This window comes from Runella zeae DSM 19591 (genome assembly GCF_000423565.1).
Lineage (GTDB): Bacteria > Bacteroidota > Bacteroidia > Cytophagales > Spirosomataceae > Runella > Runella zeae.
On record NZ_KE384037.1, the window covers coordinates 133,946 to 153,719 of the forward strand.

Here is a 19,774-nt window from a genome sequence, read left to right on the forward strand (position 1 = left end):
TTTTTGAAAGATTGAAGCTTAAAACGTTACTTGAATACCTCCCAAGAACGAGCGCGCTTGTGGATACACGAAGTTGTCTACACCAATAACAGTATTGGAACCTGCAAATGTATTTACCTCAGGATCAAATCCGCTGTAATTGGTAATGGTAAATAGGTTGTTGGCTGAAACATACACCCGAATATTCTGGATGCCTTTGAGAGCAGGTAGGGTGTATCCCAACGTCACGTTTTTGCAACGGATATACGAACCATCTTCTACGTAGTAGTTGCTCACAGGCAAACGTCCTCCTTGGGCAGCACTCACGTACTGATTGCTAGGATTAGTAGGTGACCAGCGATTGACGACGCCTTTCAACAAATTGCGTTGTCCAAGTGGGTTTTCAAACGACAAACGGCTGAGGTTGTAAATATCATTACCTTGCGAACCCGACAAGAACGCACTGAGGTCAAAGCCTTTATAGGCCAGATTGGTAGAAAAACCAAAGATAAAATTAGGGTTAGGATTTCCCGTAATGGTTTGGTCCGCTGAGGTAATGGTGCCGTCTCCGTTTAAGTCTTTGATTTTATGTCCTCCCAAACGTCCATCGTAGCCAGGCAAAATGGTTTCTCCTGTTTGGTTGATTCCGTCAAAAATGTAAGATTTAATCAAACCCAATGGCTCGCCCACTTTCAAAATGGTGTAGCTCGTAATAAAACGTTCGGTGGTAGTTCCGCCGTCAAGGTCTAGTACTTTATTGCGATTACGCGTCAAGTTGGCTGATACATTCCACTTAATTGGCCCATCTAAGATTCGTGCATTGGCTGCAAACTCAATTCCTTTATTTTCCAAAGATGCGTAGTTGCCCGTAATGCTCGCATAACCCGACGACAAAGGTAAGGTCTTGATATACAACAAGTCTCTGGTGATTTTGTCGTACAGATCCACAATCAAGCTAAAGCGATTGTTGAGCACACTTACATCCAAGCCAATGTTGGTTTGGGTTGATTTTTCCCAACGCAAATCAGGGTTAGCAATTCCGGTTGGATTGATGCCTGTTACGTAGGCGTTGTTGAAAACATAATCACTCCCCGTAGCAGCTACCGTACTCAACGATTGGTAAGGCGAAATACCGCCCGCATTCCCCGTGATACCGTAGCTTGCCCGTAGTTTAAGGTCAGAAAGCCACGTTACGTTTTTCAAAAAAGGCTCTTCAATCAAGCGCCACGCCGCCGAAACTGCTGGAAAAAACCCATACTTGTTGTTGGCACCAAAGCGGCTCGAACCATCCACACGGGCAGTCAAGTCCAAGAAATACTTGTCTTTGTAGCCATAATTTACCCGACCCATGTACGAGTCCAAGCGCTGCTTGCTACGACTACTGTTGACAGTGCGATTGAGGGCCAACTGCAACGCTTCGTTTTGGGTAGCGTCGTTAGGGAAGCCCGAAGCACTGATAGAGTTAGCGTTGGCGAATTCAGCCTGTGAGGCAAATACGCCCGTAAATTTCAAGCTGTGATTTTCGGCAATCGTCTGCGAGTACGTCAAAATACTTTCGTGCAATAGCCCCAAAAAGTTACTATTAGCCTTCGAACCCGAACCTGAATTATCATTCAAATCACGCGCACTGATGATAGAGCGAGGTGAATAGCGGTCGGTGATATTGTTTTGTAAATCTACGTTGAAAGACGCCCGATAGGTCAAGCCTTTCAAAATCGTAGCTTCCCCATACAGATTTATCAATGTCCTTTTGAGGGCTGTTTTGTTTAGTACTGCGGCAAGTCCTAGTGGGTTGGTTACTTCGCGGTAACGTCCGTCTTCTTGCTCTCCGAAAGGAAAAATACTTCCATCAGGACGGTAAGGTTTCAAGTTTGGTGGTGCGCCGATAGCCGCACCTAAAATAGTACCCGTTACTACATCGGCATCCCCTTGACTAGTAGAACCCGTCTGCACACCTGAATTAACCGAATAACTTCCCAAGATACTTGTTCCGACTTTAACGCGATTACTGATTTTGTGGTCGAGGTTCAACCGATACGAATAGCGTTTGAAATTAGAACTAATAATAATCCCGTCTTGGTCAAAGTAGTTGGCAGAAAGTGCCACTTGGGTTTTATCATTACCCCCATTGATAGACAATTGGTGATTTTGAATGGGTGCTTCGCGGAAAATAATATTTTGCCAGTTTACGCCTTCACCCAAAGAAGCAGGGTCTTTGTAGTAACTATTTTTGAAAACTTCATTTTCTAACTGTGCAAATTCGGCCGCATTGAGCGTAGGAAGGGTTTTTGCCACTTTTTGCATTCCATAATAGCTATCAAGCGTAACGCGCGTCCCTCCACTTTTACCGCGTTTGGTGGTGATAAGTACCACACCATTGGCTGCACGTGCACCATAAATCGCTGAGGCCGAGGCATCTTTCAATACTTCCACACTCTCAATATCGTTAGGGTTGATGGTCGAAAGCGGGCTAACATCATTGATACCACCGCCGTTAGAAATCTGAATACCATCTACCACATACAGCGGCTCCGAAGTACCATTGATAGAGTTGGTACCGCGAATTCGGACGCTGACGTTTCCGCCTGGGGAGCCTGAGTTTTGATTAATCTGAATTCCTGAGACACGCGCTTGCAATCCCTGAGCTACGTTGGCGACGGGTGTCTGTACCAAGTCCGACGATTTGACAGAAGCAATCGAACCCGTAGTTTCGATTTTCCGCTGCGTACCATATCCCACGACTACCACCTCATTGAGGGCTTTTACGTCAGCTTCTAGCACCACATCTATAACACTACGATTGTTGACCTCTAGCTCTTGTTTGAGATAACCAATAAACGAAAATACCAAAGTTGCATTAGTAGGCACGCCATTGAGTTGGTACTTACCTTCTCCGTCCGACACCACTCCTTTCTGCGTACCTTTTACCGTTACATTGACCCCCGGAAGCGTTCCTCCCGAACTGTCGGTGATTTTTCCTCTAATGGTCAAGTCTTGGGCATAAGCGTTGGACAGCAGGCCACAGACTAACAACCATATTCGTAATTTTCCTAGCATAGGATTAAAGGTTTAAAAAGTAAAAAATATACAATTTTTAAAGATTAAAACAAGCACACCTATAAAGTGCTTTTGAGGTGCTTTAAACCTGATTTTGCTGGAAGTTAGAGGGCATTCTTAAATAATCAACAGAAAAAATTGAATTTTACTCACAAAAACTATCGGGAACTTTCCCGAAACTGATGTCGATAGGAGTATTTAAAAACCATTTATCACTTTGTTAGGAATATTTTGTTTTTTTACCAATTCCTTCAGGCAACCCACCAAAACTTAAAATAATACAAATTATAGATGATAAAATGTCCGAAATGTTTGCAAATTGATTTTGTGCAAAAAGCCGGGATTACGCGCGGAAAACAGCGGTATTTTTGTAAAGATTGTGACTATCATTTTACGTTACCTACTCCTTCGGCTACTACCGAAAACAAACGCCATCACCAAGTCACCATCATGGATATTGCCCATCAGCTTGGCATCTCCAAATCGACGGTGTCGAGGGCGTTGCGGGGGCATTCCGACATCCATGAAGGTACGCGCAAAATGATTTTGGATTTGGCCCAACAGTTGGAATATCAGCCCAATCCCTTAGCCAATGCGCTCCTGAAAAGTCGGACCAATATCGTAGGGATTTTAGTACCAGAGTTTCGGCATTATTTCTTTCCTACGATGATTATGGGAGCGCAAGAAGTGCTTTCAAAGGCGGGATACAACGTGATGATTTGTCAGTCGGACGAATCTTACGAAACCGAAATGGCCAACGTCAAAGCCCTTATGAGTAGCCGCGTGGATGGGCTACTGGTATCGGTTACGGCCCAAACCAACAATTTCGACCATTTCAGAGCTGTACTACGCAAAGAAGTACCTATGGTGTTTTTCAACCGCGTTTGCCCCGAATTAGAAACCCCACAGGTAATTGTGGACGATTATGAGGGTGCCTTTCAAGCAGTAGAGCATTTGATCAAACAAGGCTACCGACGTATTGCTCACTTGGCTGGGCCTAATTCTCTGTTAGTAAGCCGATTGAGATTAAATGGGTATCGAGATGCTTTGCAAAAACACGGTCTTCCTCTCGACCCCGACCTCATCATTCATTACGATTTGTCGGAAGAAAAGGCCCGCATTTATGCCAATTATCTACTTAGTTTGCCGCAGCCTCCTGATGCTATTTTTGCCATCAATGACCCCACCGCCATCGAAATCATGCTCGTTGCCAAAAGCCGAGGGGTAAAGATTCCCCAAGAATTAGGAATCGTGGGCTTTAGCAACGACCCTGTTTCGGCCATTATTGAGCCATCACTGACCACCATTGAGCAGCCCGTATGGGAGATGGGGCGGCAAGCGGCAAAGCTATTATTAGAACAAATGGAACATCCTCATAATGTGATACATACCCTTCCTACAAGGCTCATTATTCGTAATTCTTCGGTGAATTTAAGCCCCTAAAAGCAACTTTATTTGGGTGAATTAGGTTAAAAACTTTAGGTAGTAACCTTAGTTTAGAATATCTTGAAAACTTACCCCAACGACCCCTACGCCGCCCTGCGGTATCCTGAATTTGTACGGTTGATTTCGGCCAATAGCTTTATTACGGCGGCCATTATGATTCAGGAAGTAGTCATTGGCTACGAGCTATACAAAATGACGCACGACCCACTCTCGCTGGGTTTTATTGGTTTAGCCGAAGCTCTTCCTTATATTTCTATTGCCTTGTTTGGTGGACACTATGCCGACCGTAAAGACAAACGAACAATCATGCAAATCAGCCAAAGTGTGATATTGTGCTGTTCGTTGGCGTTGATATGGTTTATGCATCCGTCTCATCGTTCTCATTTTTCTACTACCCATTTACTACTGATTGTATATGCTATTTTGGCCGTAATTGGTTTTGCCAAAGGGTTTTATTCACCTGCATCCTCTTCACTCAAAGCTTTTTTGACCCCGCGTGAAGCCTACACCAACGCCGCCACCTGGAGCAGTACTTTTTGGCAAGTAGGTGCCATCGCAGGGCCAGGTATTGCAGGGTTTTTATACGCTTACATTGGACTTGTCAATACGCTGTGGGTAGTGGTGGGTCTATTTGCTTTTAGCCAAATCTTACTAGCGTTGATTTCCAAAAAACCTATCCCCGAAATCAGCGACCCTCAAACCAACGTATGGCAAAGTATCAAAGAAGGTATCAAGTTTGTGTATGACAAAAAAATTCTTTTTTATGCTACTTCACTCGATTTAGCGGCGGTATTGTTTGGGGGTGTTATTGCGATTTTGCCCGTATTTGCCGAAGATATTCTCAAAGTAGGCGCTGAAGGGCTTGGTATTATGCGCGCTGCACCTTCGGTAGGCGCGGTGATTACGGTTTTTTCAACGGCCTATTTTGCTCCTACGCGCCACGCTTGGCGCAATATGCTCATTGCGGTCGCGGGTTTTGGACTAGCTACGCTGGTATTTGCGATTTCTACTAACTTTTGGTTGTCGGTATTGATGTTATTTTTGACGGGGGCTTTTGATGCTATCAGCGTTGTCATTCGTCAAACTATCCTTCAAGTAGTCCCCCCCGACCACATGCGCGGGCGAGTCATTGCGGTCAATAGTGTCTTTATCAGTTCGTCCAACGAAATCGGTGCTTTTGAATCAGGCGTTGCGGCCAAGTTTCTTGGCACTGTTCCTTCGGTTTTGATTGGGGGTGGACTCACGATGGTGATTGTGACTTGGGTGTGGCTGCGTTCTAAAGATTTATTTGGGGTCAAACTGACCTAATTTTTTATTTTTTAAAACAATCTTCTTTCACAACACGTTTATTCCGCGTTGATGATTTCATATTTGCAAATTTTTGCCCGACTTTGAGTCTTTTAGGTTAAAATTTGCAAAGTTTTACAAAAATTCTGTGATTAAGTATTTATACAAAATTAGACTTTCCAAGTTTCAATAACCAGCAAAGCTATAAACTTGGAAAGTCTTGTTTAAAGTTTTATAAACCCGTTTTGATTAAAAATACCTTGAGCGACAAACCGGCTTCTCCTTCTGGTAAAAGTCAAACTGCTAAGCGCCACGGCTTAGCGGAGGAAGATTATTATACTGACCCCAACGGTTTTTTGGTTTTTACGGCCGCTTATCACCTCAAGCGCGGCTACTGCTGCAAAAATGGCTGCCGTCATTGTCCTTATGGATTTAAGAAAGAAGAGAAAAAACGCTAAAAAAGTGCTAAAAATAACTTTAAATCTGCCAACACAGGTGCTTCCAAATTCCATGCACCTCGGCTATAAGTGTAAGTAAAATTGACGCATTTAACTCCATTTTCACGTTCTTTTGCCTCACAAATATCCCACCGCATATAATACAGAGGCCATGCTTTTTCCCTTTCTTTTTGCTTTACATTTTCTTGTTTTTCAAGGCAAGCATAGAGGCAATTTGCCCTTGGAGACGGTTTGGCGGCAATCTGTCTTAACAACACATCAAGATTAGGGTTAATAAAATAACAGGCAATTGAGGCTTCAAGCTGCGGTATCAGCTGAAATTCATTCATGTTGTTTATTCTTATACCAAAAACCTCTTCTAATGCCGTATTTAAAAAATTGAGTTTACTTTCCAATGAAAAGTCGGCAGGGTCTAAATCGAGAAGAATTCCTATTTTTTCAATAGACTCCAAAAGGGCATCGTTTCTGACTCCGTCTAAAGCAATCCTCAAAGACTTGGAATTGTCTTTGCCAGCGCCACTTAGCTCTTTAATTTCAATCTTTCTGGTTTCTATGTCAGGCGCAAGTACTTTTATAAATTCAGCATCTTGTTTGCCTTCTACTAAAATTACTTTTCTCATTATTCACCGCGGATGGTATCGCCAGAAGCCAATTCGTATTCTAAGGTTTCTAAATCGTGCTTTACGCCGATAATTTGGCCGTTTTTAGGGCTTCTTCCTAGTTCAAAATACCCTCCCATTCCTATCAATTCCTCTTCTGAACACACTTGCTGAAACGCCTTTATCATTTCCAAACTGTGGGTAGTGGCAAACAGCTGAATATTAAAATGTTTACACAATCTCATTAACATCCTCCACACCTCAGCTTGGGCAATGTAATGAATACCATTTTCGATTTCGTCAATGAGCAAAAGTTTAAATTTTTTCCCAGATTTAGCTAAAGATAAAATATTCACTACATACCTAACTATTTTCTGTGTAGCATCGCCATAGAAATTGATAGAAACATAGTTTTCTTCTCCTTTCTTACGTAGATACAATACTCCTTGGCGGCTGCCAAAAGTCCGAATCTCTTCTAATGTATCATCAATTACAGCTAATGAATCGTGAATAATTCTACTATTTCCTGCAATCACCTCATCATCAAAAAACGCAGCGATATCTTCCATGACAGGAATTTGTGAATCTTTATCCACTATAAATGCCAATTCAAAATCCTTTGTAAAAGCAGGAGGTGAATAAGCTGCGTTAACATCTTTTATTGAGAATAAACTCCGCTCGTTATCCCAATATCCACTCAATGAAATTGGAATCGTAGTTCTTTGATTGAAATAGATACTTTTTACATTATCAGCTTCATTAGAAGACTTTCGAGCATTTTTGATAATAGCATATCTTTGACTACTTAAAAAATAGAAAATCGCCTCCAATAACGCCGTTTTGCCAGCGTTGTTTTTTCCAGTTATGAGATTGATTTGTTCAAAACCACTAATGGCCGTCTTCTCAAAACAGCGAAAATTTTCTATTTCAATACTTTGAAGCATAGTTGTGTGCTTTTTTTCAAAATTAACAAAAAACACTAATCCCACACCACACTTTGGGTCTTCATAGCGGCGGTGAGGCGATGTAAAAGCGATTTGCGCTCCGACGAAAGTGCCAAGGTGCCAAGTCCATCTTCAAACAATTGATAACTCCAGTTTTTGATTTCGACTTTTTGTGCTTTTAGTTTTTTCTCAAACTCCTCTACTTCGTCTTCTCCGGCTTGTTGTTGGGCAATTTTAGAAGCTAATATCAAATAATCTGCCACCCATTTTTCGGCGATTCTAAACTTTGAAGTATCCAACCCAAATAGATATTCGTAGGCTTTGTCGGGCTGCTCGTTCATCAAATAAACTTCTGCCGTGCTCAATTGCACCATCGGCGGTGGGTTTCTTACGTTTTCGTACATATGAATAGCCTTATCGAAAGCCGCACCGCTTTTACCTTTGGTAGAACTATACAAACGATACAACAAACCCAAACGCCCCCAAAGATGAGGCGCAAAAAGCCGGTATTCGTTGACCAGCATTTCAAAATCTTGGATTGCCCCCAACGTATCTCTGAGTTTCCATTTGGCCTGCCCCCGAAAGTCCACCATCATCGCAACAGGAAGCCCTTGCCGAACGGCAGGATTGTTTTTGGCAAAATCAAAATAGCGACCAATTACCACGTTCATGCTATCGATAGCGCGGTGGTATTGATGGGTATGAAAATAATACCTCGACCATAGTTCGGTATTCCACCGCCCCTCGGTCGAATCGGCTTGTTGCGCGCTATTCATGTACTCCACAAAGGTCCCGATGTTTCCGCGATTGAGCTGCTGAGTCGCTTGCATGATGTACGCCCGTGCCATGTCTTTGGTCTTAGGAAAGGGTTTAGGAACATCTACTCCCATTTCTTCACCTATCAACAAACGATCTTCAAAAGAAGCAAAATCACGATTGAGCGCAGCGGGAAGTTTATTATTGTGCAAATTGATGAATTTGATGCCTTTTGCTTTAAACCAACTCGTGGGCAATTTCGATATATTATTTTGTTGCAATTGTAAGTTGGGGATTTGGGTCTCTTCCCAGCCCTCCATCGGAATAGAATCCAAATCACAACCTGAGAGGTTGAGGTATCCTTCCGACATCCGAAGCTGCTGAATCACAGGCCACAACTTTGCCTCTTCCAACGATTTGTTATGGGACAAATCCAACGTACGAAGCCAGCGACAATTGACCACTGTCGCGGGTAAATACCGCAATCGACTTTGGTACGTTGGGGTATTTTCGGCTTTTCTATTTTCAAAATGCAGGGCATTGTTTATATCTAAGAGCTCAAGTCTGTGTAATTTACCTATCGATACAGGGAGCGTTTCTAACAAAGAATGACTTACCACCAACGACTGCAAACTGTCACAATCGCCGATGGTTTCGGGCAAAGAAGTAAGCGGATTGTGGGATACCTGAAGCGTCTTGAGGCGACGGAGTTGCCCTATTGAGCTAGGCAGTGACGCGATTGCATTGTAGTTGAGAAAGAGCGTATGCAAAGCGGCACAATTTCCAATATTTTTGGGTAAAGCAGCAAGCCTATTATTCATCAGATTCAACTCCCTGAGTTGAGTGAGATTTTCTAGCTGAGATGGTATCTTTTCGAGTTGGTTTTGTCTAAGTGAAATGTGTTTCAACGACCTAAGTTCAAAAAGTGCAGAAGGCAACTCCGTCAGTTGATTTTGTGACAGGTCGATTTCTTCCAGGTCTTTCAATTTCCCAATACTTTTGGGCAGTGTCGTGAGTTTATTTTCTTGAACAAAGAGTTTTTTCAATGACCTCATTTTTGCCAAATCAGGCAATGCCTCAAGTTCATTTTGGGCTAGGCTTAATTCCTGCAATGCTGATAGGTTTTCGATATATGACAAAGCACCCGAAGTCAATACTTTGTTGAGGCGTAGGGTTTGTAGTTGGGGGCAGGTTGAAAAATCAGGCAGGGAAGTCCAGCGGTGTTTGCGCACATCATCTTCATACAATTCTGTCAAATTCAACTGTTTTAAGGCAGGCAATGAAAGAGTAGCCTCAACACTTTCGGGAGCGATAGTACTGTAGTTTATCCAAAGGGTTTCGAGCTGTTGGCACCGATTGAGCTGCTTCCAAAACAAACCGACTTCACTCAAATTTGAATTGGCCAAACTCAGTTGCATAAGCGAAGAAGGCAATCCGCTAAAATAAGAACCTTTGAGATAAAAACCCCTGATTTCAAGGTATTTTAATGATGTAAACTCCGGCAAAAAATCTTGTATCTCTGATAAAGCTCTCTTGTGACTTTGCCCTTCTAGGCTATAAAGTTCCAAAATCAAGGATTCTAAAGATTTCAGTTCGGCTATCCAATCTGGGAATACCACAAGATAGGGAAGAGAAAGTGATAGAGCTTTGAGATTTTTGCAGCGACGAATAGCTTCTGGAAAGGTAGAAACCGATGACAACTTCAACTGTAAGGCCCTGAGCTTATCCATTTTGGACAACACAACTGACAAATTAGAAACATCAAAACCAGTGATGGATAGCCCCTCTAGGTCTTTTAGTTTATGTAGATTTGCAGGTAAGGGTAGCTTCCTGTTTGGGTTTTCATAATTACTCATGGTTAAATTACGCAACTTTGGCAATTGACTTAATTGTTCAAGGATTTTCGCCAATTTTACCGTATCAGTTTGTGAGTTTGATACCCAAATACTGACTGTTTCAAGATCAGTAAATGCAGCGAGTGATTCGCCCCACTCCTTCTCATAATCACTCAGCGATAGGCTTGTTACTTTCCTTCCCGCTTTTAAATCAATCTTAGCTAGTCTAAACGAAACCCCATGCGTTGAGAAGAATTTTTTCTCATAAGGCTCCATAGGCATTTGAGCTTGCAAGCTTTGGACACAAAGCACCAAGCAAACGACCATTAGGCAATTTAGATGTTTCATGGATAGTACGGATTTTAAAAAGGCTGCAACTATTGGGCTGTATGCTTTATTTATTCTACTAGTCGGCGCAATTCATTTAGTTTCAAAAGTGCTTCTATGGGTGATAGTGTATTGATATCTAGACTTTTGAGCTTGGTTTTGAGTTCTTCTATGCGCGGGTCTTGGGGTTCAAAAAGCGTCATTTGATAATTGACTTTTGGCATTTCTTTTACTGCCTTGGTCGTTTCTTGTTTTTGGTGGCTTTTTTCGAGACTGTGCAAAATGTCGTTGGCACGTAGTACAATTTCCTGAGGCATTCCGGCCATTTGGGCTACGTGGATTCCGAAGCTATGTTCACTACCTCCTTCTTTCAATTTACGTAAAAATATCACTTTATTCCCTACTTCTTTTACCGCTACATTGTAGTTTTTGACGCGCGGAAAATCTTCGGCCAGTTGGTTGAGTTCGTGATAGTGTGTTGCAAAGAGCGTTTTGGCCCGGTGCCGAGGATGATTATGCAAAAACTCCGCAATACTCCACGCAATACTCACCCCATCGTAAGTGCTTGTTCCGCGCCCGATTTCGTCCATCAATACCAAGCTTCGTTCGCTGAGGTTGTTGAGAATACTCGCCGTTTCGGTCATTTCGACCATAAAAGTACTTTCACCACGACTCAGGTTGTCGGAAGCACCCACACGGGTAAAAATCTTATCTACCAATCCCACTTCGGCTTCGGTGGCTGGCACAAAACTACCCATTTGTGCCATGAGTACAATCAGGGCTGTTTGGCGCAGCAAAGCCGATTTTCCAGCCATATTAGGGCCAGTGATGATGATGATTTGCTGCTTTTGGTCATCGAGATAGAGGTCGTTTGGCACATAGCTTTCCCCCAAAGGCAGCTGCTGCTCAATCACCGGGTGACGTCCTTCTTTGATATTCAATGATTTTTCGTCGGTAATGCGAGGCTTATAATAATTGTTTTTGCGGGCCACCCGCGCAAACGACGCCAAGGCATCCAATACCGACACCACACGGGCGTTTTGCTGCACGGCTGCTACGTAGTCGTTGGCCATCATCACCAAATCATTAAAAAGACGCTGCTCAATCACAAATATCTTTTCTTCGGCACTCAGGATTTTGTCTTCGTATTCTTTCAATTCGGGCGTGATATACCGCTCGGCATTTACGAGGGTTTGTTTCCGAATCCAGTCGGCGGGCACTCGGTTTTTATGAGAATTGTTTACTTCCAAATAGTACCCAAATACCTTGTTGTAAGCAATTTTGAGGGAAGTAATGCCCGTCCGCTCAATTTCCCGATTCTGAATCTGAATCAAATAATCTTTGCCCGAAAAAGCCAACTGATGTAATTTATCCAATTCGGCATCTATTCCTGACTTAATCATCCCCCCTTGGTTGGTCACGGTCGGTGGGTCTTCGCGTAGTTCGGCTTCTATTTTTTCTAACAAAAACTCGCAAGCGTTGAGCTGATCGGCATACTTGCGTAGGGGCGTAGGAGCCGTCACCGTTTCTCCTTCTTCTTTGGCTTTTTTCTCTTCATTCCACGCTTTTTGGAGTAGCTCTTTCACGGGTGCAATATGACTCAGTGATTTTTTGAGTTGCACCAACTCTCGCGGATTGATGCGCCTCACTGCCACTTTAGAAATAAGCCGCTCAAGGTCACCTATTTGTTTGAGGTGTTGAGTAATTTCCTCCAACAATTCGTCATGTTGTAAAAAATACTCAACCGTCTGCAAACGCTCCTCAATCGGGGCTTTGTCTTTCAAGGGCAATACCAGCCATTTGCGCAGCAAGCGCGCCCCCATAGGAGTGACGGTTTGGTCTAGAATCTGAATCAAAGGCACGCCACCTTCTTGCTGCGGATATACCAATTCAAGGTTACGAATCGTGAAGCGGTCGAGCCATACGTATTTTTCTTCGTCGAGGCGAGTCAGACGCGTAATGTGCTTTACTTCTTTGTGCTCTGTATCAGCCAAATACCTCAAAATTACCCCCGCCGACACAATCCCGTCGGTAAGTGCCTCTACACCAAAACCTTTGAGCGAAGTAGTTTGAAAATGCTTGATAAGAATCTCATACCCAAACTCATGCGTAAAAGCCCAATCTTCGAGCGAAAAAGTATGAAATTTATCGCCAAATAACTCCCCAAACTCTTGACGATGTTTTTTACAATAAAGCACCTCCGAAGGCGCAAAACTCTGTAGTAGTTTTTCGATATACTCTTTGGTGCCTTGGGTAGTCAAAAACTCTCCAGTAGAAACATCCAAAAAAGCGACACCAAAGTTATTTTGTTTGCCAAAATGCACCGCCGCTAAGTAATTGTTACGGCGCGTATCTAGCACATTATCATTAAACGAAACGCCCGGTGTCACAAGCTCAGTCACGCCACGGCGTACAATACCCTTCGCCACGGCAGGGTCTTCGAGTTGGTCACAAATCGCCACGCGCTCCCCTGCCCGTACAAGTTTGGGCAAATAAGTATCAAGCGAATGATGCGGAAAGCCCGCCAACTCCTCCTGAGCTCCCCCATTGTTGCGTTTGGTAAGCACAATCCCTAAAATCCGACTTGCTCGTATGGCATCTTCACCAAAAGTTTCGTAAAAATCCCCTACCCTAAACAGCAACATAGCGCCGGGGTACTTGGACTTGATTTGATTGTATTGACGATTGAGCGGTGTTTCTTTGGGTTTGAGGGGTTCTGTGGTAGTCTTTCCGGTACGAGCCATGCCTTATATCAAATTGAAGAATAAAGCGACAAAAATAGGTAAAAATTGACGGAAATCTCTACTCCCATGCTCGATGTCTCTGCTCAGTTTTTGGAGGAAGTACCAAAAGCCTGTAAGCTCTTAGAGCTTTCTTTTTTGCACTTTACAAATACTTTTTTGAAATATTATTTTACCAATAAGATTATTACAAAAATTTTCAATCAAAAATATCTATATTCACAAAATTAAGTAATATTTTTAGGTAAAAATTAAACACAACTTGGCATTTATCTATTTTTTAGTTTAAAAAACAAGACATATATCCAATTAAATTGCTATTATCAAGTAATTTACTTAATAATAAAACATACACATTTTTATTTTTTTGTAGTACATAAACAACAGTACCTCTTCACGGAGGAGTCTTTATTAGGGATTATAAACATACGTTTTTCATGACACAACCTCTAAAGGTAGTGGTAGTAGGCAACGGCATGGTAGGATACAAATTCTGCGAAAAGTTGCTGACAAAAGCGGGTGGCGGCTCGTTTTCTATCACGGTGATTGGCGAAGAACCTCGTCCGGCATACGACCGGGTTCATCTGTCCGCGTATTTTTCGGGTACATCAGCAGAGGAGCTTTCGATGGCTCCTGCAAGTTGGTATCTCGACAACGGCATTCGACTTCTCACGGGCGAATGCGTCACTCAAATCGACCCTCAGGCGCGCGTCGTTGTGACGCACACGGGACTGCAAATTCCCTACGACAAGTTGATACTAGCCACGGGTTCTTCGGCTTTTGTACCAGCAGTGGCAGGAGTTGAAAAAGAAGGGGTATTTGTGTATCGTACCATCGAAGACCTCGATGCAATCATCGCTTATGCTAAAAATGCCAAACGTGCTGCGGTGATTGGCGGAGGTCTGTTGGGATTAGAAGCAGCCAAAGCGGCACTTGATTTGGGCCTTGAAACCCAGGTCGTAGAGTTTGCACCTCGGCTCATGCCAAGACAACTCGACGCTGCGGGGGCTGATATGCTCAAATCCAAAATGGAGCAACTCGGCATTGGAATTCACCTCAACAAAAACACCGCTTTTTTTGATGGTGATGTGGCAGTCCGGGGGCTATCGTTTACCGACCAAAGTTATTTGGAAGCCGATATGGTCATTATTTCGGCGGGGATTCGCCCACGCGATGAGTTAGCCAAGCAGGCAGGCCTGGCAGTAGGGCCACGCGGCGGAATCATCGTAGATGACGCCCTCACTACTTCCGATGCCCATATACATGCCATTGGCGAATGTGCGCTTTATCAAAATATGATTTATGGTCTTGTTGCACCAGGCTATGAAATGGCCGACATAGTGGCGACCAATCTCGTCAGTGGTCGAATCGACAAAACGTTCAAACCTTTTGATATGTCCACCAAGCTCAAATTGATTGGCGTAGATGTGGCAAGTTTTGGCGAGCCTTTTTGTGAGCATATTCCCCATAATACCCTTGTCATAGAAGACAAGCTCAAAGGAATATACAAACGCCTGAATGTATCGAGCGACGGAAAATATCTATTAGGTGGCATACTGGTAGGAGAAGCCGACAATTATAACATGCTTCTCCAAATGACCAAAAATCAGATGATACTGCCACCTTCGCCCGAAGACCTCATCCTAGCACCCCGCAAAGGAGAAGCTACCGCAGGGGCAGGCGTATCGGCACTTCCCGAAAGTGCGAGTGTATGTTCTTGTGAAAACATTACCAAAGGCACTATCTGCGAAGCTATTGAGTCCCAAAATTTAGCCGATGTCGCGGCCATAAAAAAATGCACCAAAGCAGGTACAGGATGCGGCGGATGTGTGCCTATGCTCTCCGACTTGCTCACCGAGACCCTGAAAAAACAAGGGAAAACGATAAAGAAAGTCATCTGTGAGCATTTTGACTATTCGCGCCAAGAGCTTTATCATCTCATCAAAATGTCGGAGACGCGTACTTTTGAGGAGGTATTGACAGCTCACGGAAAAGGCTGTGGGTGTGAAGTTTGTAAACCTGCCGTAGCCTCCATGCTAGCTAGTATTTACAATGAGGTGATTGCGAAGCAAGCCGTCATTCAAGATACCAACGACCGCTACTTAGCCAATATCCAAAGAGGCGGAACCTACTCAGTAGTGCCACGCGTACCGGGCGGCGAAATCACCCCCGACCAACTTATCGCGCTGGGGGTAGTAGCTAAAAAATACGATTTGTACTGTAAAATTACCGGAGGGCAGCGAGTCGATTTGTTTGGCGCTCGCGTAGAACAATTGCCTTTGATTTGGGAAGAACTCATCGAAGTTGGCTTTGAAAGTGGACACGCTTATGGTAAAGCCCTGCGTACTGTCAAAAGCTGCGTAGGAAGTACTTGGTGTCGCTTTGGCGTACAAGATGCCGTAGGCTATGCCATTCGTATCGAAAATCGCTACAAGGGAATTAGGGCTCCCCACAAACTCAAAAGTGCGGTGTCGGGCTGTACTCGCGAATGCGCCGAAGCCCAAAGCAAAGATTTTGGTATCATCGCTACCGAAAAGGGCTGGAATCTCTACTTGTGTGGCAACGGCGGCATCAAGCCTCAGCACGCGGTGCTATTTGCCAGCGACCTCGACGACGACACTTGTATCAAATACATTGACCGATTTTTGATGTTTTATATCAAAACCGCCGAACCGCTTCAGCGAACTGCCACTTGGTTTAACAAACTCGAAGGAGGACTTGAATACCTACGCGACGTCATTATCAACGATAGCTTAGGTATCTGCGACGAACTCGAAAAAGAAATGGCCTATCTGATTGAAACTTACCATGACGAATGGCGCGTAGCCGTCGAAACCCCCGAAATCAGAAGCCGTTTTACGCACTTTGTGAATTCGGAAGAAGCCGACCCAAGCCTGCAATTTGTAGAAATGAGAACCCAAAAAAGACCGGCTGACTGGTAACCTTCCCAAACAAAAAAGACAATGACAAACAAAAATATAACTTGGTTTAAAGCCGCACCCATAACAGCTTTCCCCGAAAATGGGGGGGCTTGTGTCAAATATAATGACAAGCAAATTGCGGTTTTTCATTTCAAACAACTTGACAAATGGTATGCCACCGACAACGAATGCCCTCACAAACATCAAATGATACTGAGCCGAGGCATGATTGGTGATCAGCAAGGGCATCCCAAAGTGGCTTGTCCTTTTCACAAAAAAACATTTTCGCTCGAAACGGGGCTTAATCTTCAAGGAGAAGATTATTGCATCAATGTCTACCCCGTCAAGATTGAAGAAGGTTTTGTTTTTATTGGGGTCTAAAAACCTCGCTTTGGTCGGGGCTTTTCTCTGAAGAAGAGCTTCGACCAAGCATCCTTAATCGTATGTTTTATTTGAGATTGATTCATCATAGTTAAAATGCCCATCCGTATCCCTAAGCGGTTTACCCGATTATACATTATGGCGTTGTCGTTGGTTGCTTTCCTGACGATACTTGGGCAAATTTTGGTTCAAAACACCCTCAAGGCAGGCCTCAACGACTCCTGGCTTGTCAACTACGCAGGCCGCCAACGCTTCCAGAGTCAGTTGATTGCCAAAACGGCCTTGCTCCTCACCCAACGCCCCGATTTGGCTCATCCCGAGATTCACCTGCTTGAATTCAAAAAAGTATTGGCCGATTGGGAGCTGCATCATCATCAATTGAAAACGGGTGATTTGACCGACATCCAAGCAAAGACCCACAACGGGAGCACACTTCAAAAAATGTTTGAAGATATTGAGCCTCATTTTCAGGCCATTCGTTCAAACGCCCATTTGGTTTTAAATAGTTTAGAAAAACGTACCCCTCTCCCCAATATTGATTCCGTCCTCAAAAACATCTTTGACAATGAACTGGTTTTTTTGCGAAAAATGGACCGCATCGTATTTCAATACGACAAGGAAGCCAAAGAAAAAGTAACCAATCTGCGAAATATTGAGATGGTACTCATGGTTCTGACGCTCTTTGTTTTGTTTTTAGAAGGACTATTTATTTTTAGGCCGGCTGTTGCCAAACTTCGAGAGTCAATTTTGCAACTGATAGAAGCCCGCGAAAAAACCATCCAAACCAATAAAGAGCTCAATGAAGCTTACCAGCAGCTCCGTGTCACCCAAGCTCAGTTGTTGGAGGCTACCCAAAATCGCCACCGTCAAGAATTGAAAGAGCATAAAATACACGCAGCGGCGCTTGTACAAGGACAAGAAAACGAGCGCAAACGACTCTCGAAAGAATTGCACGATGGTGTGGGACAAATGCTTACAGGACTTAAAATGATGACTGAAAGCTTGGTGGATATCGCCGATTTGAAAGAAAACGAGCGTCAAAACATTCTTAGTCTGCGCGATTTGGTAGGGCAAACGATACAAGAAGTACGCCATATTTCCAACAATCTCATGCCGCCTGTTCTCCACGACTTCGGCATCTCCTTGGCACTCAAGCAATTGACGTACGCTTCTGCTCGCAACACCCACGCCTCTTTATCATTTTCGTCAAATGTCCAAGACCAGCGCTTTGACCCCAATGTGGAAATTGGAATCTACAGGATTGCGCAAGAAGCCCTCCACAATGCCATCAAACATGCCCACGCCAGCCAAATCACCCTTTCACTGACGCTCAAGTCTCAAAAAATCGTACTCCAAGTCAAAGACAATGGCCGAGGATTTAAAGTCAGTAAAAAGAAGAATCCCACACAGGTGCCTCAGCATGGCCTTCACAACTTACAAGAGAGAGCTCATTTACTGGACGGAACTTTAAAAATAAACTCAACTATAGGAGAAGGCACCGAGATATTGGTACAAATCCCTCAATAATCATCTAACCTAATAATGAAAAAAATCCAAGTGTTACTCGTTGATGATCATACCATTGTAAGAAATGGGCTTAGGTCAATTTTAGAAAATACGGGCGAAGTAGAGGTAATTGGCGAAGCTTCTACGGGTGAAGAAGCCCTCGAAAAAATCATGGTTTTGGCTCCGCAAATCATGCTTGTAGATATTTCGATGCCGGGTATATCGGGAATCGATTTGGTGAAAAGAGTAGTAAAACAAAGCAACCAAATCCGACCCGTGATTTTGTCGATGCACAACGACGACGCTTATATCCTGAAATCGGTAGAAGCTGGTGCCTACGGCTACCTGCTCAAAGACGCCACGCGTGAAGAAATCTTGACGGCCCTTCATACCGTCAAAAATGGCGACAAATACTTCAGTGCTTCGGTCGCAAGCATCATTGTCAATGGCTATCTTTCGCAAGTTCAGCGGGTAGAGAAGGCTTCCGAATCGCGCAAAACGCTTCTTTCTAAAAAAGAAAAGGAAGTACTTAAACTGCTCGTTGAAGGCATGAGCAGCCGCCAAATCGCCGACCAACTCAACCTCAGCGTACGTACTGTAGACAACCACCGCGCCAATATGATGCGACGCCTCCAAGTACACAATGCTGCCGAATTGGTAAAACTTGCTTTGGAAGAAAAACTCCTCTAACATTGGCAAAGTGCTAAACTTTGTCCATGTTTACGATATGGAAATAGTCGGTTTTGTAGGGGCATTGTTTATGGGCCTATCGCTAGGGCTGGTCGGTAGCGGTGGGGCTATTCTGACTGTACCTATTTTGGTGTATTTGTTTTCGATAGATACACTGCTTGCTACCACTTACTCGCTTTTTATGGTGGGTATCACTAGTTTGGTAGGTGCCACCGTACGGGCAGGGTCTGGCAATATCAATTGGCCCATGACTTTTATGTTTGGCGTACCTTCCATGATAAGTGTGTATGTATCTAGAAGTGTGCTACTTCCTCTTCTACCCGACGTTGTTTTCCACACCTCCTATTTTATTCTGCACAAGTCTCTTTTTCTCTTGCTGCTGTTTGCTATTTTGATGCTTATTGCGGCCTATTCAATGATACGCAACCACGACGAGCATAGCGAACTCAACGATAAAAATGGTCAATTCAACCCTTGGGCACTGATTTATAAAGGGCTTTTGGTAGGAATAGTTACGGGTTTTTTAGGAGCAGGCGGTGGGTTTTTGATTATTCCTGCCTTAGTCTTAATGGCGCGAACCCCTATGAAAAAAGCCGTGGGGACTTCTTTGGTCATTATTGCGGCCAATTCCTTCATGGGCTTTTGGCGCGACTATTCTCTGCATCATCTCATAGATTGGCGCTTTCTGTTACAATTTTCCACCATTGCTATCCTCGGAATTATGATAGGCAGTGCTTTATCCCACAAAATAAGCGGAGACAAACTCAAACCGATTTTTGGTTATTTTATCCTCCTTATGGGTATATATATTATTTTTAAAGAGCTATTTTTGTCTTAATCAATCACT

The 19,774-nt window shown here is 43.7% G+C and carries 13 protein-coding genes; 8 read left to right on the forward strand and 5 right to left on the reverse strand.

The window, feature by feature from the left end:
* Positions 1 to 18: 18 nt before the first annotated feature.
* Entirely contained in the window at positions 19 to 3,036 is a 3,018-nt protein-coding gene (locus G563_RS0121485) for a SusC/RagA family TonB-linked outer membrane protein (protein WP_028667117.1), read from the reverse strand.
* A 291-nt stretch (positions 3,037 to 3,327) separates the two neighbouring features.
* On the opposite strand from G563_RS0121485, the gene G563_RS0121490 reads away from it, so the two are divergent.
* From G563_RS0121490 to G563_RS35525, 3 genes are all read left to right on the forward strand, one after another.
* A complete protein-coding gene (locus G563_RS0121490; RefSeq protein WP_028667118.1) occupies positions 3,328 to 4,479 on the forward strand; it encodes a LacI family DNA-binding transcriptional regulator in 1,152 nt (383 codons plus the stop codon).
* A gap of 60 nt (positions 4,480 to 4,539) precedes the next feature.
* Complete coding sequence (locus G563_RS0121495; protein ID WP_028667119.1) at positions 4,540 to 5,790, forward strand: MFS transporter; 1,251 nt, start codon at positions 4,540 to 4,542, stop codon at positions 5,788 to 5,790.
* Positions 5,791 to 6,014: 224 nt separating this feature from the next.
* Positions 6,015 to 6,227 (forward strand): C1orf53 family protein, encoded by a 213-nt coding sequence (locus G563_RS35525; RefSeq protein ID WP_037327787.1) that lies wholly within the window; start codon positions 6,015 to 6,017, stop codon positions 6,225 to 6,227.
* On the opposite strand, the gene G563_RS37180 is transcribed toward G563_RS35525, so the two are convergent.
* The 4 genes from G563_RS37180 to mutS are packed head-to-tail and all read right to left on the reverse strand — an operon-like array spanning position 6,224 to position 13,432.
* Positions 6,224 to 6,847, reverse strand: coding sequence for a DUF3226 domain-containing protein (locus G563_RS37180; protein ID WP_051211122.1), 624 nt, complete (start codon positions 6,845 to 6,847; stop codon positions 6,224 to 6,226). The two genes, G563_RS35525 and G563_RS37180, sit on opposite strands and share 4 nt — an antisense overlap.
* Complete coding sequence (locus tag G563_RS0121510; RefSeq protein ID WP_028667120.1) at positions 6,847 to 7,770, reverse strand: AAA family ATPase; 924 nt, start codon at positions 7,768 to 7,770, stop codon at positions 6,847 to 6,849. The genes G563_RS37180 and G563_RS0121510 overlap by 1 nt, the downstream gene beginning before the upstream one ends.
* A gap of 35 nt (positions 7,771 to 7,805) precedes the next feature.
* Entirely contained in the window at positions 7,806 to 10,709 is a 2,904-nt protein-coding gene (locus tag G563_RS0121515; RefSeq protein ID WP_084650936.1) for a leucine-rich repeat domain-containing protein, read from the reverse strand.
* A gap of 50 nt (positions 10,710 to 10,759) precedes the next feature.
* The gene (gene mutS / locus G563_RS0121520; protein ID WP_028667122.1) at positions 10,760 to 13,432 is read right to left on the reverse strand and encodes a DNA mismatch repair protein MutS; all 2,673 of its coding nucleotides are present in this window, start codon (positions 13,430 to 13,432) and stop codon (positions 10,760 to 10,762) included.
* 434 nt (positions 13,433 to 13,866) lie between these two features.
* On the opposite strand from mutS, the gene nirB reads away from it, so the two are divergent.
* From nirB to G563_RS0121550, 5 genes are all read left to right on the forward strand, one after another.
* A complete protein-coding gene (nirB, locus tag G563_RS0121530) occupies positions 13,867 to 16,371 on the forward strand; it encodes a nitrite reductase large subunit NirB (protein WP_028667123.1) in 2,505 nt (834 codons plus the stop codon).
* 21 nt (positions 16,372 to 16,392) lie between these two features.
* Positions 16,393 to 16,731: a nitrite reductase small subunit NirD gene (gene nirD / locus G563_RS0121535; protein WP_028667124.1), complete on the forward strand. Its 339-nt coding sequence runs from the start codon at positions 16,393 to 16,395 to the stop codon at positions 16,729 to 16,731.
* A 96-nt stretch (positions 16,732 to 16,827) separates the two neighbouring features.
* Positions 16,828 to 18,258, forward strand: a complete 1,431-nt coding sequence (locus G563_RS0121540) for an ATP-binding protein (protein ID WP_028667125.1) — start codon at positions 16,828 to 16,830, stop codon at positions 18,256 to 18,258.
* Positions 18,259 to 18,273: 15 nt separating this feature from the next.
* Positions 18,274 to 18,927: a response regulator gene (locus G563_RS0121545; RefSeq protein ID WP_028667126.1), complete on the forward strand. Its 654-nt coding sequence runs from the start codon at positions 18,274 to 18,276 to the stop codon at positions 18,925 to 18,927.
* A 37-nt stretch (positions 18,928 to 18,964) separates the two neighbouring features.
* Positions 18,965 to 19,765: a sulfite exporter TauE/SafE family protein gene (locus G563_RS0121550; RefSeq protein WP_028667127.1), complete on the forward strand. Its 801-nt coding sequence runs from the start codon at positions 18,965 to 18,967 to the stop codon at positions 19,763 to 19,765.
* The last annotated feature ends 9 nt before the right edge of the window (positions 19,766 to 19,774 follow it).

Bases quoted from the DNA above. Each gene is read 5' to 3' on its own strand.
- G563_RS0121540 (WP_028667125.1), top strand. From the start codon at position 16,828: ATGCCCATCCGTATCCCTAAGCGGTTTACCCGATTATACATTATGGCG.
- nirD (WP_028667124.1), top strand. From the start codon at position 16,393: ATGACAAACAAAAATATAACTTGGTTTAAAGCCGCACCCATAACAGCT.
- G563_RS37180 (WP_051211122.1), bottom strand. From the start codon at position 6,847: ATGAGAAAAGTAATTTTAGTAGAAGGCAAACAAGATGCTGAATTTATA.
- G563_RS0121545 (WP_028667126.1), top strand. From the start codon at position 18,274: ATGAAAAAAATCCAAGTGTTACTCGTTGATGATCATACCATTGTAAGA.
- mutS (WP_028667122.1), bottom strand. From the start codon at position 13,432: ATGGCTCGTACCGGAAAGACTACCACAGAACCCCTCAAACCCAAAGAA.
- nirB (WP_028667123.1), top strand. From the start codon at position 13,867: ATGACACAACCTCTAAAGGTAGTGGTAGTAGGCAACGGCATGGTAGGA.
- G563_RS0121550 (WP_028667127.1), top strand. From the start codon at position 18,965: ATGGAAATAGTCGGTTTTGTAGGGGCATTGTTTATGGGCCTATCGCTA.
- G563_RS0121490 (WP_028667118.1), top strand. From the start codon at position 3,328: ATGATAAAATGTCCGAAATGTTTGCAAATTGATTTTGTGCAAAAAGCC.
- G563_RS0121485 (WP_028667117.1), bottom strand. From the start codon at position 3,036: ATGCTAGGAAAATTACGAATATGGTTGTTAGTCTGTGGCCTGCTGTCC.
- G563_RS0121510 (WP_028667120.1), bottom strand. From the start codon at position 7,770: ATGCTTCAAAGTATTGAAATAGAAAATTTTCGCTGTTTTGAGAAGACG.
- G563_RS0121515 (WP_084650936.1), bottom strand. From the start codon at position 10,709: ATGAAACATCTAAATTGCCTAATGGTCGTTTGCTTGGTGCTTTGTGTC.